14 protein-coding genes are annotated in these 16,245 nt (G+C 26.8%); 12 read left to right on the top strand and 2 right to left on the bottom strand.

Features of this window, described 5'->3' with window-relative positions; all coding sequences use genetic code 4:
* Nucleotides 1-76: 76 nt before the first annotated feature.
* On the bottom strand, nucleotides 77-361 hold the full coding sequence (locus LT335_RS01505; protein ID WP_249728118.1) for an HU family DNA-binding protein: 285 nt from the start codon (nucleotides 359-361) through the stop codon (nucleotides 77-79).
* A 267-nt stretch (nucleotides 362-628) separates the two neighbouring features.
* Here LT335_RS01505 and LT335_RS04495 point away from each other — a divergent pair, with 267 nt between their 5' ends.
* Nucleotides 629-2,329 carry an ABC transporter ATP-binding protein/permease gene (locus LT335_RS04495; protein ID WP_249728116.1) on the top strand — a complete coding sequence of 567 codons (1,701 nt, stop codon included), beginning with the start codon at nucleotides 629-631 and terminating at the stop codon, nucleotides 2,327-2,329.
* Between the two features lie 65 nt (nucleotides 2,330-2,394).
* Here the strand turns inward: LT335_RS04495 and LT335_RS01495 are convergent, their stop codons facing one another.
* A complete protein-coding gene (locus LT335_RS01495; protein ID WP_249728115.1) occupies nucleotides 2,395-2,931 on the bottom strand; it encodes a hypothetical protein in 537 nt (178 codons plus the stop codon).
* Nucleotides 2,932-3,135: 204 nt separating this feature from the next.
* Here LT335_RS01495 and rpsL point away from each other — a divergent pair, with 204 nt between their 5' ends.
* The 11 genes from rpsL to LT335_RS01440 all read left to right on the top strand — a co-directional run bounded on the left by rpsL (nucleotide 3,136) and on the right by LT335_RS01440 (nucleotide 16,029).
* Nucleotides 3,136-3,558 carry a 30S ribosomal protein S12 gene (gene rpsL, locus LT335_RS01490; protein ID WP_249728114.1) on the top strand — a complete coding sequence of 141 codons (423 nt, stop codon included), beginning with the start codon at nucleotides 3,136-3,138 and terminating at the stop codon, nucleotides 3,556-3,558.
* A gap of 14 nt (nucleotides 3,559-3,572) precedes the next feature.
* Nucleotides 3,573-4,043: a 30S ribosomal protein S7 gene (gene rpsG / locus LT335_RS01485; protein WP_249728113.1), complete on the top strand. Its 471-nt coding sequence runs from the start codon at nucleotides 3,573-3,575 to the stop codon at nucleotides 4,041-4,043.
* Nucleotides 4,044-4,052: 9 nt separating this feature from the next.
* A complete protein-coding gene (fusA, locus tag LT335_RS01480; RefSeq protein WP_249728111.1) occupies nucleotides 4,053-6,155 on the top strand; it encodes an elongation factor G in 2,103 nt (700 codons plus the stop codon).
* Nucleotides 6,156-6,300: 145 nt separating this feature from the next.
* Entirely contained in the window at nucleotides 6,301-7,548 is a 1,248-nt protein-coding gene (gene tuf / locus LT335_RS01475; RefSeq protein WP_249728110.1) for an elongation factor Tu, read from the top strand.
* A 148-nt stretch (nucleotides 7,549-7,696) separates the two neighbouring features.
* Complete coding sequence (locus LT335_RS01470) at nucleotides 7,697-8,494, top strand: hypothetical protein (RefSeq protein WP_249728107.1); 798 nt, start codon at nucleotides 7,697-7,699, stop codon at nucleotides 8,492-8,494.
* 204 nt (nucleotides 8,495-8,698) lie between these two features.
* Nucleotides 8,699-9,562 carry an aldo/keto reductase gene (locus LT335_RS04490; protein ID WP_249728105.1) on the top strand — a complete coding sequence of 288 codons (864 nt, stop codon included), beginning with the start codon at nucleotides 8,699-8,701 and terminating at the stop codon, nucleotides 9,560-9,562.
* Between the two features lie 19 nt (nucleotides 9,563-9,581).
* Nucleotides 9,582-12,305, top strand: a complete 2,724-nt coding sequence (locus LT335_RS01460; RefSeq protein ID WP_249728103.1) for a cation-translocating P-type ATPase — start codon at nucleotides 9,582-9,584, stop codon at nucleotides 12,303-12,305.
* A 167-nt stretch (nucleotides 12,306-12,472) separates the two neighbouring features.
* Nucleotides 12,473-13,432 (top strand): hypothetical protein, encoded by a 960-nt coding sequence (locus LT335_RS01455; protein ID WP_249728101.1) that lies wholly within the window; start codon nucleotides 12,473-12,475, stop codon nucleotides 13,430-13,432.
* 34 nt (nucleotides 13,433-13,466) lie between these two features.
* Nucleotides 13,467-14,399: a hypothetical protein gene (locus LT335_RS01450; RefSeq protein WP_249728099.1), complete on the top strand. Its 933-nt coding sequence runs from the start codon at nucleotides 13,467-13,469 to the stop codon at nucleotides 14,397-14,399.
* Nucleotides 14,400-14,428: 29 nt separating this feature from the next.
* Nucleotides 14,429-15,355, top strand: a complete 927-nt coding sequence (locus LT335_RS01445) for a hypothetical protein (RefSeq protein WP_249728097.1) — start codon at nucleotides 14,429-14,431, stop codon at nucleotides 15,353-15,355.
* A gap of 29 nt (nucleotides 15,356-15,384) precedes the next feature.
* Nucleotides 15,385-16,029, top strand: a complete 645-nt coding sequence (locus LT335_RS01440; RefSeq protein ID WP_249728096.1) for a hypothetical protein — start codon at nucleotides 15,385-15,387, stop codon at nucleotides 16,027-16,029.
* The last annotated feature ends 216 nt before the right edge of the window (nucleotides 16,030-16,245 follow it).

The raw sequence follows: 16,245 nt of genomic DNA, 5'->3' as shown, positions 1-16,245 counted from the left end.
TTATAAATTAAAAATGATAATTTAATATAATATTAATTAAAAAATGTCTAGATTTACCTAGACATTTTTCTTATTATTAATGATTTTTTTGAATTTCATTTTTTAAATCTTTGGCAACATTTAAGCGGATTACTCTTTTTGCTGGAATTACAATTTTTTCACCAGTTTTTGGATTACGACCGTTTCTTTCTTTATAATTTGTAATTTTGAAAGTACCAAAGCCTCTGATTTTAACGTTTTCTCCTTGAATTAGCGCTTTAGAAATTGTGTCAAAAATTGTATTAATTACTTCTTGAGATTGTTTATCAGTCAAATTTACTTCTTTTTTAGTATTTTCGATGATAGTTCTCTTCTTCATCATAATAATAAACCCTTCTTTCCTTTTTAAATGAAAATTCTATCATTTATTTAATACTCTAAATGATATTTTTATTATAGCAAAATTAAATTAAATGATAGTTTTAAAGCATTTAGATATTTTTAATAACCAATATGACGATTAATTTCTAGAGTTTTTTTCTTAATTTTTAAGTTTTTAACTTAAATAAAAATAATTATATTTAACTTTTTCTTTTATATGTTAGAATAAATAGTAAAATTATTTATAAAAACGAAGGGAATTTTTTTGATGTCGGAAACAACAAAAAGAAAACCACTTAAAAAAGATGCTAAAAATTTAAGTGTTGACATTAATGAGTCAAATCAAGTAATAAAAAAATCACTAAAAAAAAGAAAATCAATTGATAAAAATAAACCTTTAGTTGAGCTAAAACACATTACTAAAAAATATAAAAATAAACTTGCTTTAGATAATGTTAGTTTTACTATTAATCCTGGTGATCGAATTGGAATTATTGGGGCTAATGGTTCTGGTAAATCAACTGTTAGTGAAATTATTGGTGGAATTAGACAACCAACTTCTGGACAAGTAGTTCGTCAAGAAAATTTGGTTATTGGTTTACAATTTCAAGATTCAAAATATCCAATTGGAATTTCTGTTATGGATATGCTTAAGTATTATTTACATACTTTTAGTATTAAAATGACCGAAAAACAATTAAAACAATTATTAAAAACTTACCAGCTTAATGGTCTTGAAAATAAATTTATTGAAGGACTATCGGGCGGGCAACAACAACGATTAAATATTTTATTAAGTGTTATTCATGATCCTGATTTAGTAATTTTAGATGAAGTTTCTACTGGGTTAGATATTGAAGTTAGAGCACAAATTTTTGAATTTTTACAAGAAAATATTGTTAAAAAGAATAAAGCGATGATTTTAGTTACTCATCAGATGAGTGAAGTAGAAGAATTTTGTGAAAAATATATTTATATTCATAATGGTGTTGTTAAAGATTCAGGTTTAGTTAAAGATTTAATTAAAAATTATGGTTCAGTTCATACATATACTTGAGAAATGTTTGAAAAAAATAAAAGAGCTGATTTAGAAAAACAATATCAAGAAGAAGAAAAGAAAGCACAAGAATTAGCTGCTAAAAAACCAAAGAAACAAAATAAAATTGATCGTTTAGTTAGTGATTCAAAAGATTATGGTAAGAATTTACCATTAATTGGTTTAATGTTGAAGTATTATTATAAAGGTTTTTTTGTGCCTTTTTTCTTAATTGCGTATCCAATTATTATTTTATTTTTACAAGGATTTGCTTTTAGTAATATGCCAATCGGTGCTGATGGTGTTTTGCCAATTCATAGTTTAATTGGATCAATTAGTATGGTTCAGGCAATGTCGGTTGGAATCTTTATTATTCCACAGACAATTTTAGAATTTAAAAATAGTGTCTTGATGAAACGAATTGGAGCAACTAATATTAAACCGATATTTTTTGTTGCTTCGGTAGTTACAATTGCTTTTCTTTTCATTATTGTTGCTTTTTTCTGAACATTATTGTGAGCAGGAATTTTCTTTGGTCATCGCTTTGGTTGAAGTATTGTTGCTTTACCAACTGATGTTGGACCAGCAATTCCCTTTTTAGTAATTTTAATTATTACTTCAATTAGTCTTGGAATGATGCTTGCTTCAATTTTCAAATCAACAACATCTTTCATTGCTATTTCTAATGTAATTTATTTACCTGTTGCGTTCTTAAGTGGTGGTTTTGTCCCGATTGAAATGATTAGTAATAGTGATGCTTTAAAGTATATAACTTATATTAATCCGTTTAAATATTGTCTAGATCCATTCTTACAAGCTTGAAATCATAACTTTGTTTGAGAAACAATTTATTATGCTTATGTGCCAATTTCATTAGTGCTTATTGCTGGATTTATTGGTATTGCTGGTTGAAAATTACGCTGACAAGCTTAATTAAAATTAAAAAAATTCTTAACTATTACAGTTAAGAATTTTTTCTTATTTAGTTATTTTATTTCTTAGTTTGTTTCATATTGTAATGCAAGAAATGCTGTCATGTAATCTTGTGTTAAAGGTACATTACCATTGTATGTAAATAACTCAAGCATTTGATCAGTATCACCAACTTTATAGTTAAGGAGTACTGTAATTTGATTATTACTAATAATCATTGAAACATTTTCAAAATCAATCGTATTAGAATTAATTAAACCGTTAAGATTTACTCATGTGATTGCACTCATGTAGGTTTGACCTAAAAGTGTTCCTTCATCATTAAGCATTACTAAAGGTGGCAGACCAGATAATACGACTTCTTTACTTTGTTCTGTATGAATTTTATTTAGGTCTTTTAATGATGATAATAAATTTTCTAAAGTAACAGTTTGTGAATCATTTGTAATATCATATTTTACTTCATCTTTTGAAGTAAGATAAGTATTTGCAACTGTTGTTTTCATACTTTCTACGTTGTTATTGTTAGTATTAATAGTTCCGGCAATTGCACCTATTCCAATTGCACTAATACCTGATAAAAGCATCAAATATTTTTTCATTCTATACACCCCTTTTCTTTATAGAATTGAATAATTTAATTATAAAATTAAATCTAAAATATTACAAGATATATTTATAAAAAATCTCGTTAATTTCATTGACTATTACAGTATTTATCGGTATTATATTTATTGGACTGTTTTTATGATACACACGGAATTGTGTATATAATATTCAGAAAATCGCAATAAGGAGATTATTTAATGCCGACAATTAATCAATTAGTACGTCATGGTCGTCAAATGAAGAAGTATAAATCAAAATCTCCAGCTTTAAATGTTGGATATAATACTTTAGAAAAACGCTCAACTAAGATTAGTTCTCCACAAAAAAGAGGAGTAGCTGTTCGTGTTGGAACTATGACACCAAAAAAACCCAATTCAGCTTTAAGAAAATATGCTCGTGTTCGTTTAAGTAATTCTATGGAAGTAACTGCTTATATTGGCGGTGAAGGACATAATTTACAAGAGCACTCAATTATTTTAATTCGAGGTGGAAGAGTAAAAGATCTTCCCGGAGTAAGATACCATGTTGTTCGTGGTACATTTGATACTGCTGGAGTAGCAAACCGTAATCAAGGTCGCTCATTATATGGGACAAAAAAAGCTAAGAAGAATAAGGCTTAAGAAGGAGTTTAACAATGAGTAGAAAAAATCAAGCAATTAAACGCGAATTACCTTTTGACCCTGTCTTTGATTCAAAGCTTATTACTCAATTGATCAATGCCATTATGGTATCTGGGAAAAAGAGTTTGTCAAGAAAGATTGTTTATCAATCTTTAGCAATTGTTAAAGAAAAAACAGGTCAAGAACCATTACAAGTTTGTGAAAAAGCAATTGAAAATATTACACCACAATTAGAAGTTAAAACAAGAAGAATTGGAGGAGCTAACTATCAAGTGCCAATTGAAGTTAGTGAATCAAGAAAAACAACATTGGCAATCCGTTGATTAGTTTCTTATGCAAGATTAAGAAATGGCAAAACTATGCAAGATAAATTAGCATTAGAAATTATTGATGCTGCTCAAGGTAATGGTTCTGCTGTTAAAAAACGTGATGAAATTCATCGTGCTGCTGAAGCTAATAAAGCTTTTGCACACTATAAATGATAGGAGATATTTATGGCCCGAGAATATTCTTTAAATAATACTAGAAATATTGGTATTATGGCTCATATTGATGCAGGAAAAACAACAACAACAGAAAGAGTTTTATTCCATACTGGTAAGATTCATAAAATCGGAGAAGTTCACGAAGGTGCCGCTACTATGGATTGAATGGTGCAAGAACAAGAACGAGGAATTACAATTACTTCTGCTGCAACAACTGCCTTTTGAACTCATAATAACGAAAAATATCGGATCAATATTATTGATACTCCAGGTCACGTTGATTTTACTGTTGAAGTAGAAAGATCATTACGAGTTTTAGATGGAGCAGTTGCAGTATTGGATGCTCAATCAGGAGTTGAACCGCAAACTGAAACTGTTTGAAGACAAGCAACAAAATATAAAGTACCAAGAATTGTTTTCGCTAATAAGATGGATAAAATTGGTGCCAACTTTGCTAATTCAATTGCAACATTACATTCTCGTTTGGGAGCAAAAGCCTTTGCAATTCAATGACCAATTGGTGCTGAAAATGACTTTAATGGCATTATTGATTTAATTACTTTAAAGGCTTATGGATTTGATGGTCAAGCACAAGAAAATTATCAAGAAATTCCAATTCCAACAGAATTAATGCCAGAAGTTGAAGCAAGAAGAGCAATTTTAATTGAAGAATTAGCTCATCATGATGATTCTATTTTAGAAAAATATCTTGAAGGACAAGAAATTAGTGTTGCTGAAATTAAGAAAATTATTCGTCGTTTAACAATTAATGCTGAATTCTTCCCAGTATTATGTGGAAGTGCCTTTAAAAACAAAGGTGTAAAATTAATGTTAGATGCAGTGGTTGATTATTTACCATCACCACTTGATGTTCCAGCGATTAAAGGTGTTTTACCGACAGGTGAAGAAGTTGAAAGACATTCATCAGATGAAGAACCATTTTCTGCTTTAGCATTTAAAGTAATGACTGATCCTTATGTTGGTCGACTAACTTTTATTAGAGTTTATTCAGGAACTTTAAAATCTAGTTCTTATATTTTAAACTCAACTAAAGATAACAAAGAACGAGTTGGTCGAATTTTACAAATGCATGCCAACCACCGTGAAGATATTACCCAACTTTATGCTGGTGATATTGCTGCGATTGTTGGATTAAAATCAACAACAACAGGTGATACATTAGCTGATGAAAAAAATGAAATTGTTTTAGAATCAATGGTATTCCCTGAACCTGTTATTTCTTTAGCTTTGGAACCAAAAACTAAAGCTGACCAAGAAAAAATGAGTTTAGCATTAGGAAAATTAGCTGAAGAAGATCCAACTTTTAAAGTAAGTGCTGATCATGAAACTGGTCAAACAATTATTTCTGGAATGGGTGAATTACACTTAGACATTTTAGTTGATCGTTTATCTCGTGAATTTAATGTAAAAACTAATACTGGTAATCCACAAGTTGCTTATCGTGAAACAATTAAAGCAACTGATGAACATGCTGAAGGAAAATATATTCACCAATCAGGTGGTAGAGGTCAGTATGGTCATGTAATTATGAAATTAGAACCAAATCCAGGAAAAGGGTTTGAATTTGTTGACAAAATTGTTGGTGGAAGAATTCCAAGAGAATATATTAAACCAGTACAAGAAGGTTTAGAAGAATCTTTAGAAAATGGTTTAATTGCTGGTTATCCAGTAATTGATGTTAAAGCAACTTTATTTGATGGTTCATTTCACCCGGTTGATTCGTCAGAACGAGCTTTCAATATTGCAGCATCAAAAGCATTGCAAGATAATAAAGCTAAATTAAAACCAGTTTTATTAGAACCAATTATGAATGTTGAAGTAGTAGTTCCTGGTGATTATTATGGAGCAGTAGTTGGTAAAATCTCTGGAAAAAGAGGAACAATTGAAGATGATGAAACTCGTGGTGATGCATCAGTAATTAAGTGTAAAGTGCCACTAGGAGAAATGTTCGGTTATGCAACTGAATTGCGTTCAATGACTCAAGGAAGAGGAACTTATACAATGACTTTTTCTAATTACGCTGAAGCACCGAAATCAGTAACTGAAGAAATTGTTGGTAAGTATCAAAAATCAAGAGTTATGAAAAAATAAGTACTTATTGCATATTAAGTAAAATTATTTTAAAATTACTATAGTTTATTATTAACTTAAAAAATAATGAATAAATTAAAATTTAGATTAAAAAAATCTAAAAAACAAACTCAAATATTTAAAAAATTTAAGGAGGAAGAAAAAAATGGCTGAAAAAACAAGTAAACCAGCTACAGGAGCAAAAGAAACTTTTGTTCGTGATAAAGTCCATGTTAATGTTGGAACAATTGGTCACGTTGACCATGGAAAGACAACTTTAACTGCTGCTATTACTAAATTCTGTGCTGATCATGCTAAAGAAGGATATAAAGCAAATTATGTAGCTTACGATAATATTGATCGTGCTCCAGAAGAAAGAAAAAGAGGTATTACGATTAATACTGCTCACGTTGAGTACGAAACACCAAAACGTCACTATGCTCACGTTGACTGTCCAGGTCACGCTGACTATATTAAAAATATGATTACTGGTGCTGCTCAAATGGATGGTTCAATTTTAGTTGTTTCTGCAACTGATGGACCAATGCCACAAACTAAAGAACACATTTTATTAGCTCATCAAGTAGGAGTTAAAAACATTGTTGTATTTTTAAATAAATGTGACATGGTTGATGATGAAGAATTAATTGACTTAATTGAAGTTGAAGTTCGTGAATTATTAACAGAATACGGATTTGATGGTGATAATGCTCCAATTATTCGTGGTAGTGCCAAAGGTGCTATTGATGGTAAAGCTGAATGAGTATCAAAAATTAAAGACTTATTATCTGCTATGGATACATATCTTCCAGACCCAGTTAGAGATACAGACAAACCATTCTTATTAGCTGTTGAAGATGTTTTCACAATTTCTGGTCGTGGTACAGTTGCTACTGGTAGAGTAGAAAGAGGAAAACTAAAAGTTGGTGATGAAGTTGAAATTGTTGGATTAGGTAAAAAACCAATGAAAACAACAGTAACAGGAATTGAAATGTTCAAAAAATTATTGCCAAATGCTGAAGCTGGAGATAATGTTGGATTATTATTAAGAGGAATTAAGCGTGAAGAAATTGAACGTGGTCAAACAATTGCCTTACCAGGTAGTGTAAAACCTCATGTTGAATTTAAAGCAACAATTTATGTTCTTAAAAAAGATGAAGGTGGAAGACATACTCCATTCTTTGCTAAATATCGTCCACAATTTTATTTCCGTACAACTGATGTAACTGGTGAAGTTAGCACAATTACTGATATGAACGATAAAGATAAAGTTGAAATGGTACAACCAGGAGATACTGTAACAATTAAAGTTGGATTATTGAAAAATATTGCTCTTGAAGATGGTACAGAATTCTCAATCCGTGAAGGTGGTAAAACTGTTGGAGCGGGAACTGTAACTAAAGTTATATCTTAATAACTATTTTCCAAAAAGGTGAATTTAATAATTCATCTTTTTTTATTGTCTGATTTTAATTTGATTTTAAATTAAAATAATTAGAATGAAATATATTATAATTAACTATAAGAGTTGGCAATAGAGTCGAAAGTAGAAAGAAAAGTTAATGAAAGAATTAGAAATAAATGGTACTAAATTAGAAATTGATCAATTAAAAACTAGAAGTTTTCTTGACAAAATTGTTTATCCAATTGCAATTATTGATTTTGAAACTTTTCGTATTTTTAAAAAGAATTCTTTATCACCGAAAGCAAAGACAGATTTATTTGAAAAAATATTTTCTGTTGCTGTTGTTATTTTCAATAAACCAAATGATTTACAAGGACATAACTTAGATGCTAAAAAAATCAAACTTTTCGCAAAAACAGAATTGCCTAAAGAAAAAAATTTAAATACTTTAGAAATAATTATTCCATTTCAAGAACTTTTCTATAATTTTTTAATTAAAAAATTAATAAAATATCGTGTTAAATCATTAATTACTCTTGATGCTCATACTGAAACTAATTTATTAAAAGCGTATTTAACTTATTTTGATGGTCATAAAAAATTAAAAAATAAAGTTAATTATTTTTTTCAAGAAAATAAAATTTTTGATTTATATGATATTTGAAATAATGATCAAATTGTTAATTTACCAGAATATAAAAATAAAAGTGTTAGTACTAATCGAGTTGGAGCAACAAAAAAAACATCGTTATTAATAAATAATAATCGTGATTATTTAAAACTTTTAAAACCAAAATCAGTAATTTCTAATTATGAAATTGGTCGCACAATTGATTCATATTTTACTAATCGGATTTGTTTATTAAGTAATTTTTTAAGTTATGTTTCTGATCATAACCAAAATGATGTTTTAACTGGAGCAGCAATTTTAGTATTTCTTTATCGTTATTGTTAATTATTTTATTAGTAAATATTATTAGTCTGATTGTAATTACAAACCTAGTAAGATTAATTTAGTATAATAAGATTATTAAGAGTAAAAAACTCAAAGATTAATTTTTAAAATTAGTAATCAAAATTAGTTATTAATCAAATATACTAAAATTTTTCTTAGTTTTGTAGTAAACTAATTTAAATAATTGAAAAGAGGTATTAAGAAATGACTAAGAATGAAATTTTGACAAAAAAAATTAAATTAAGCAATGGTGTTCTAATGCCCCAATTTGGTTTGGGAACTTATTTAATGGAAAATGAAAATGAAGCGTATAAAGCGGTAATTGTTGCTTTGGAAAATGGTTATCGTTTAATTGATACAGCTCAATATTATAATAATGAAACAGAAATTGGTCGTGCAATAAAAGACTTTTTAAAGCAACATCCTGAAGTAACACGAAAAGATATTTTTATTACTTCAAAAATTTGAAATACTGATCATGAATATGACAAAGCGAAAAAAGCTTTCTTTGCGATTTTAAAACGCTTACAAGTTGATTATTTGGATTTGTGTTTAATTCATTGACCAACAAAAAATCGTTATCAATGCTGAAAGTTTTTAGAAGAAGCATATCAAGAAGGTAAAGTAAAAGCAATTGGTGTTTCTAATTTTAAAATTCATCATTTGGAAGCATTTTTGAAACAAGTAAAAATTAAACCAATGGTTAATCAAATTGAAACTCATCCGGGATTTAATCAGTTAGATGTGGTTAATTTTTGTCACAAAAATAACATTGCCGTTACATCATGAAGAACAATGATGGCAGGTAAAACTGATGAAATTCCTTTATTAGTTGCTTTAGCAAAGAAATATCAAGCAAGTACAATTCAAATTGCTTTAAAGTGAGCATGACAATTAAATGAAATTATTATTCCAAAATCTGTAACACCAAAAAGAATTATTGAAAATCCTAATATTGGTAATTTTAGTTTAACAGATAAAGAAATGGCAGAAATTAATCAATTACCACAAAAAAGATTAGGACCAGATCCAGATGATAAAAAAGTATGAAAAGATTTAATTGATTAAATTTTATAAGGGGACATTAATGTATTGAAAAGATGATATTAACAAAGTTGCTGCTGACCTAAATACTGATTTAGAAAAAGGTTTAACGGCTAATCAAGCTGCTACTATTTTAAAAAAAGAAGGTTTTAATCAATTACCAATGACAAAACAAAAATCAGTTTTGCGCTTGGTTTTTGAGTATTTAATTGAACCATTTAATTTAGTTTTAGTAGCACTTTTAGTTATTGCTGGGATATTAGGTAGATATCCAGAAGTTGTTGTTATTGTCTTAATTGTTATTATTGAAATATTTCTTGGTGTTTATCAAGAAAAAAAAGCTGCTAATTCTTTAGATGCTTTAAAAAAATTAGTTAAAAATAATGCTGTCGTCATTAGGGAAGGTAAAAAATTTACGATTGATGCGAAAGAATTAGTTGTTGGTGATTTAATTTATTTAGAAGCAGGAATGTTTTTACCAGCTGATGTTCGAATTATCCAGTCTTTTAATCTACGATTTAATGAATCAATCTTAACTGGTGAATCAAATTTAGTTATTAAAACTGTTAATCCAATTAACGTTGAAAATTTGGGCATTGGTGATCGTACTAATATGGGATTTATGTCAACAATGGTTGCTGTCGGTAGTGGTTTAGCAATTGTTGTTGCGACAGGAAAGAATACTGAAATTGGTAAAATTACTAAGTTATTACAAGAAGCAAAAGAACCAAAATCACCTTTAAGTAAACAAATTACTTTTTTGATTACAACAATTTGTATTCTTGCTGTGCTTTTAGGAGTTGCAATTTTTTGTATTGATTTTTTTGCTAACAAAGCAGATTGACCAGATGCCTTAATTTTTGGTGTTGCTCTGGCAATTGCTATTATTCCTGAAGGGTTAAATGCGATTGTTACTGTTTCTTTATCTTTAGGTAGCAGAAGAATGGCAAAAAAGAATGCGATTGTTAAACGATTAAATGCTGTTGAAACTTTAGGACAAGTTAATGTTATTTGTTCTGATAAAACAGGAACTTTAACTGAAAATAAAATGACAGTACAAAAGTATTGATTAGATGAAGAAATTAAAGAAGCAATGAGTTTTGAAAATGCAACATTGCAAGAAGCATTATTTTTACAAGCTTTAGTTTTAGATAATAATAGTTCGGTTGCTGATCAAAAAATTACTGGTGATCCAACTGAGGCAGCATTGTTAAAATGAGCTGAAGATTTAAAAATTAATTCTCGACAAATTCAGAAAAAATATCGTCGAATTCATGAATTACCATTTGATTCAGACCGAAAATTAATGTCAACAATTAATAAATATGATGATAAAAAATACTTATTTATCAAGGGTGCACCAGATAATTTAATTAAACACTGTACTCATATTTTAATTGGCAATAAAAAGATGAAACTTACTAAAGAATTAAGAATAACAGTTACAAAAAATATTGCTAAAATGTCCGATGATGCTTTAAGAGTTCTTGGCGCAGGGTATCGAGTTTTATTAGCAGAACATGATTATAATGATATTCAATATATGGAAAAAAATATTATCTTTTTAGGTTTAGTTGGAATGATTGATCCACCGCGAAGAGAAGTTAAAAATTCTTTGGCGATTACAAAAGCAGCAGGAATTACAACAAAAATGATTACTGGTGATCATGTAAATACTGCTGTTGCCATTGGTAAAGAATTAGGCTTGTTAACTGATAAAGATCAAGCAATTAGTGGTGATAAAATTGAACGATTAACTGATAAAAAATTAAAACAACAAATTCATAAATATCAAGTATTTGCTCGTGTTTCACCAGAACATAAAGTAAGAATTATTAAAGCATTACAAGCACATAAAGATGTTGTTTCAATGACAGGTGATGGTGTTAATGATGCTCCAAGTTTAAAAGCAGCAAATATTGGTGTTGCAATGGGAATTACTGGTACTGATGTTGCTAAAGAAGCATCACAAGTTGTTTTGACTGATGATAATTTTTCAACAATTGTTGATGCAATTGAAGAAGGAAGAAATATTTATAATAAATTAAAAAGAATTATTTGTTTTATTATTGTTACTAATATATCGCAAGTTTTAGCAATTATTATTGCTTCATTATTAAAATGAGGTAATTTATTAACACCATTACAAATTTTGTGAATTAACTTAATTGTTGAGTCAGTTTTATCAATTACAATGTCAATGGGGCCAAATAATCCAAGACTAATGCTTGAGAAACCAATTAATGGTAAAGAGAACATTCTCAAGGGCAGTTGGAAGTTTATTATTTATATTGCTGTTATTTTGTGTGGTTTATTATTAGTTTCCTTTTATTTTTTACCAAAACAATTAGGATATTCAGGTGATTATAAATATCCTAATAGTTCTGATTATCATGGTTTTATATATACTTTTATTATTATGGTTAATGCTCCTGTCTTTTATGCAATTTCCTTTTCATTGGGACGACACGAACCAATATTTACTAAGAAAATTTTCCATAACCGAGCCTTTTATATTTCTGTTTTAATTTCTTTTGCTTTAAATGTTTTAATTGTTTTTGTTCCAGGATTAAGTGATGTCTTTGGCATTAAAATTCAAGTTGGTTTTGTTGAATGAATTGTTTGTCTGGCAATTGCTATGATTCCGACAGTTTGTTTGGAAGTCTTTAAATTTTTATTAAAAGGAATTGATAAACTTTTAGGTCGAAGTAAGTCAAAACAAGAAATTGATCAAGCACTTGAAAAAATTAATAGTGCAAGAAACTAAATTAATTAAGATTAAGATGAACTCAGTTTTATTATAAAATTGAGTTCATTTTTTTAAATTACTAAAAAAATCTATTGGAAAGATTTAATTTTTTTCATATAATAGTTTTATAAATTTAATTAGGTTAAAGACTTTACTGTCTAATTAAAAATAAAAAAGAGGGATTTATGAGAAAATTTTTAGCAATTTTTGGAACTCTTACTGTAACAACTAGTTCAGTCGGGTTTTTAAGCAATGCTTTTTTAGCAAGCAAAACAACAATTAATATTAAAGATGAAACAAAAGATTTAACTGCAGCAAAAATCACCGAACTTGATAAAGAATCTCAGAGTTGAAACGATGCCAAAATTGATGAAACTCTTAAACATAGTTTACAATACCACCATCAGCAATTATCAATTAATAAAAAGCAATTAGATATGACAAAATTGCCAACAGAAGTTTTAAATCACCTTGATTTAGCTTTAGTTCATCTTAATGAAGCGGTTAATAATGGTTATATTAAAGTTGTTATTAACAATAGTGAAGTACAATTAATTTATCCAACTAATCCTAAGACTTTTAAAAATTTAGATAATAGCAATAATGATATTGTTTACTTTGATAGCAACTCAATCGGAGTAAAATCTAAATCATCTTATATGTGAGGTTCTACTTATGGTCCAAGTCATTGATGAAAGTTTTGAGAATGAGGCGGATATATTCACTTTAGTGAAACTGCAGTAAAAAATGCAAAATGAGTACATTTATTTGCATTATTTGCAAATATGGTCTTTATTATTAAAAATATCACTGAAATTGAAAAAATAACTGAAGAATTAAAAATTGCTCATACTATTGGTGATACTGCTAAAGTTAATAACGGATTAAAACAACTTTCAAAAATATTTGGTGGATTTGATTTAAATTTATTAGGAGAAATTATTGATATTTTAGCAATTTTCACTAGTTTGATGAGTTTTGTTTTAGCTTTAACTTCTGCAACTGGATGACTTTTACCAATTCTTGAATTAGTAGCTAGTCTTTTTGCTTCAGTGACAGGACAAATATTGAATGCTGATAACGGCAAGGGTGTAAAATGAAAATGACCTTGTTTCATTATTCCTGGAAAGATTTCAGCTGAATAAGATATAATAAAATAAATTCTTTAGGAGGTTAATTATGGGTTGATTTTCATTATTTTTGTCTAAAATTGTCGGATTATCATGTGGAAAAAAAAATTTAATTACAAAAACAGAGATTGAAACGACAAGAAAAAAAATAATTACAACTCGTAGATTATATAGTATGAAATCTGTGGTTCAAAATAATTTTGATCTTAAATCAGGGATTTTAAGATTATTTTTTTGAGCTTATTGAATTGATGGTGTTTTTTTTGCAATTAGTTTTACAGTAAATACTTTTTATACTTCAATTTTTTTTGGTATGTCTTTTAATTTTAAAATATCTGATGATGCTTCTGATAATGATTTTATTTTTCCTTGAATTGGAATTTTAATTATTAGTTTTTTTGTTGTATTTTTTCTTATTCGTTGAATTAATGATTGTTATAAATTATCATTAAGAAGTAATTATCGTTATAGTTATTTAAAATTATTATGATTAGATATTTTTACTTTAAATTTTCTTAATATAATTGGGATTTTGATTTTTCTTAAAAATAAAAAACAAATACGGAATTTGAATATTGATAATTTAAAAATTAATGCTATTAATTTAAATCCTCAAGTAATTAAAGATTTTTCTAAAATCATTACTAAAATTGAATTATTTATTTTGTTAATTAATTTAATATTATTTGCAGGTGCCATGCTTATTTGTTATTTTGTTTCAATTAATAGTATTAAATTCATTTGTCTTTTTTTTATTTTTTGAACTATTGCTTTAATTCAAGGTTGGTCATTTCAGAAAATTGCCGGATTAATAATTATTCAAAAAATGCTTAAGAATTTATTAAATAATAATAATTATTACTATTTATTAGTAATAATTCGTTTTTTGGGATTTAATTTTGGCGGTTATTATATGGCTGTTTTTATTAATATTTTAAAATTTGATGAAAGTACTAAAGAATTCATTTTGGAGAATTGATAGCTATTTTATTTAATTAAATAGAGGTTATTATGGGTTGAATTTCATTAATATTATATCGATTCACAGGTTTATTATGTGGTAAAAAATTATTAATATCAAGAACAGAAATTAATACAGACTTTAAAAAATTAGTTCGTTCTCATAGAACGTATAGTATTAAGTCTATGATTAGAATTAATTTTGATCTTAAACCAGGAATTTTAAGATTATTTTTTTGAGCGTATTGAATTGATGGTGTTTTGTTTGCATGTAGTATTGTAGCAAATATTTTTTATACTTCACTTTTTTTCTATCTTTTTTTTGGTATTAAAATTTCTGGAATTGATAAAACTGATATTAGTTGAAATTGAATTGGAACTTTCATTATTAATTTTTTAGTTATTTTATTTTTTATTAGAAACATCAGTGATTATTATAAATTATCATTAAGAGATAAATATTATGATAATTATTTAAAGTTGTTATGGTTAGATATTTTTACTTTAAATTTTCTTAATATAATTGGTACGTTAATTTTTATTAAAAATAGGAAGCACTCAAATTTAAATCAAAATAATCAAAAAATTAAACAACTTAATTTAAGTTCGAAACCAATTAAAGATTTTTCTAAGGTAGTTACTAAAATTGAAGTATTTATTTTATTATTTAATTTAATATTATTTGCTGGGGCAATACTTATTGGTTATTTTGTTTCAATTAATAGTATTAAGATAGTTTGTACTATTATTATTGTTTGAAATATCGCTTTCATTCAAGGTTGATCATTTCAGAAAATTGTTGGGTTAATAATAGTCCAAAAAATGCTTAAAAATTTATTAAATGATAGTAATTATTATCTTTTATTTACAATAATTCGATTTTTAGGACTTAATTTTGGATACTATTATCTTGTTATTTTTCTTAATCTTTTAAAATTTGATGAAAGTACTAAAGAATTCATTTTGGAGAATTGATAGCTATTTTATTTAATTAAATAGAGGTTATTATGGGTTGAGTTTCATTAATATTATATCGATTCACAGGTTTATTATGTGGCAAAAAATTATTAATATCAAGGACGGAAATTAATACAGACTTTAAAAAATTAGTTCGTTCTCGTAGATTGTATAGTATTAAGTCTATGATTAGAAATAATTTTGATCTTAAACCAGGAATTTTAAGATTATTTTTTTGAGCGTATTGAATTGATGGTGTCTTGTTTGTGTGTAGTATTGTAGCAAATTCTTTCTATTTGTTTTTATTTTTTGTTCATTTTTTCAATTATAAAAACTTTAAATTATTAGGCGATGTTCCTAAATGAAATTGAATTGTAACATTAATTCTTACTGCTTTAGTTATTTTATTTCTTATTCGTTGGGTTAGTGATTATTATAAGTTATCGTTAAGAGGAGAATATCGTGATGGATATTTAAAGTTATTATGATTAGATATTTTTACTTTAAATTTTCTTAATATTATTGGAACTTTAACTTTTATCAAAAATAAAAATCAAATCTTAAATAAACAACTTAATTTAAATTCGCAAGCAATTAAAGATTTTTGTAAAATCATTACTAAAATTGAAATGTTTATTTTATTATTTAGTTTAATTATTTTTATAATAGCAATCTTAATTGGTTATTTTGTATAATTTTTGATTTTTTAACTATTATTTTTATCCAGATTTGATCATTCCAAAAAATTGCTGGATTAATAATTGTTCGGAAAATGCTTAATAATTTATCAAATGATGGTAATTATTATCTTTTACTTACAATAATTCGATTTTTAGGATTTAATTTTGGATACTATTATCTTATTATTTTTCTTAATCTTTTAAAATTTGATTCATATTCTAAAGAATATT

The sequence above is a fragment of the Spiroplasma attinicola genome (assembly GCF_023509825.1).
In the GTDB taxonomy this organism is placed as follows: Bacteria; Bacillota_I; Bacilli_A; order Mycoplasmatales; family VBWQ01; genus Spiroplasma_D; species Spiroplasma_D attinicola.
Note: the sequence above shows the minus strand (reverse complement) of the source record. Positions and strands in the feature narration are given on the sequence as shown.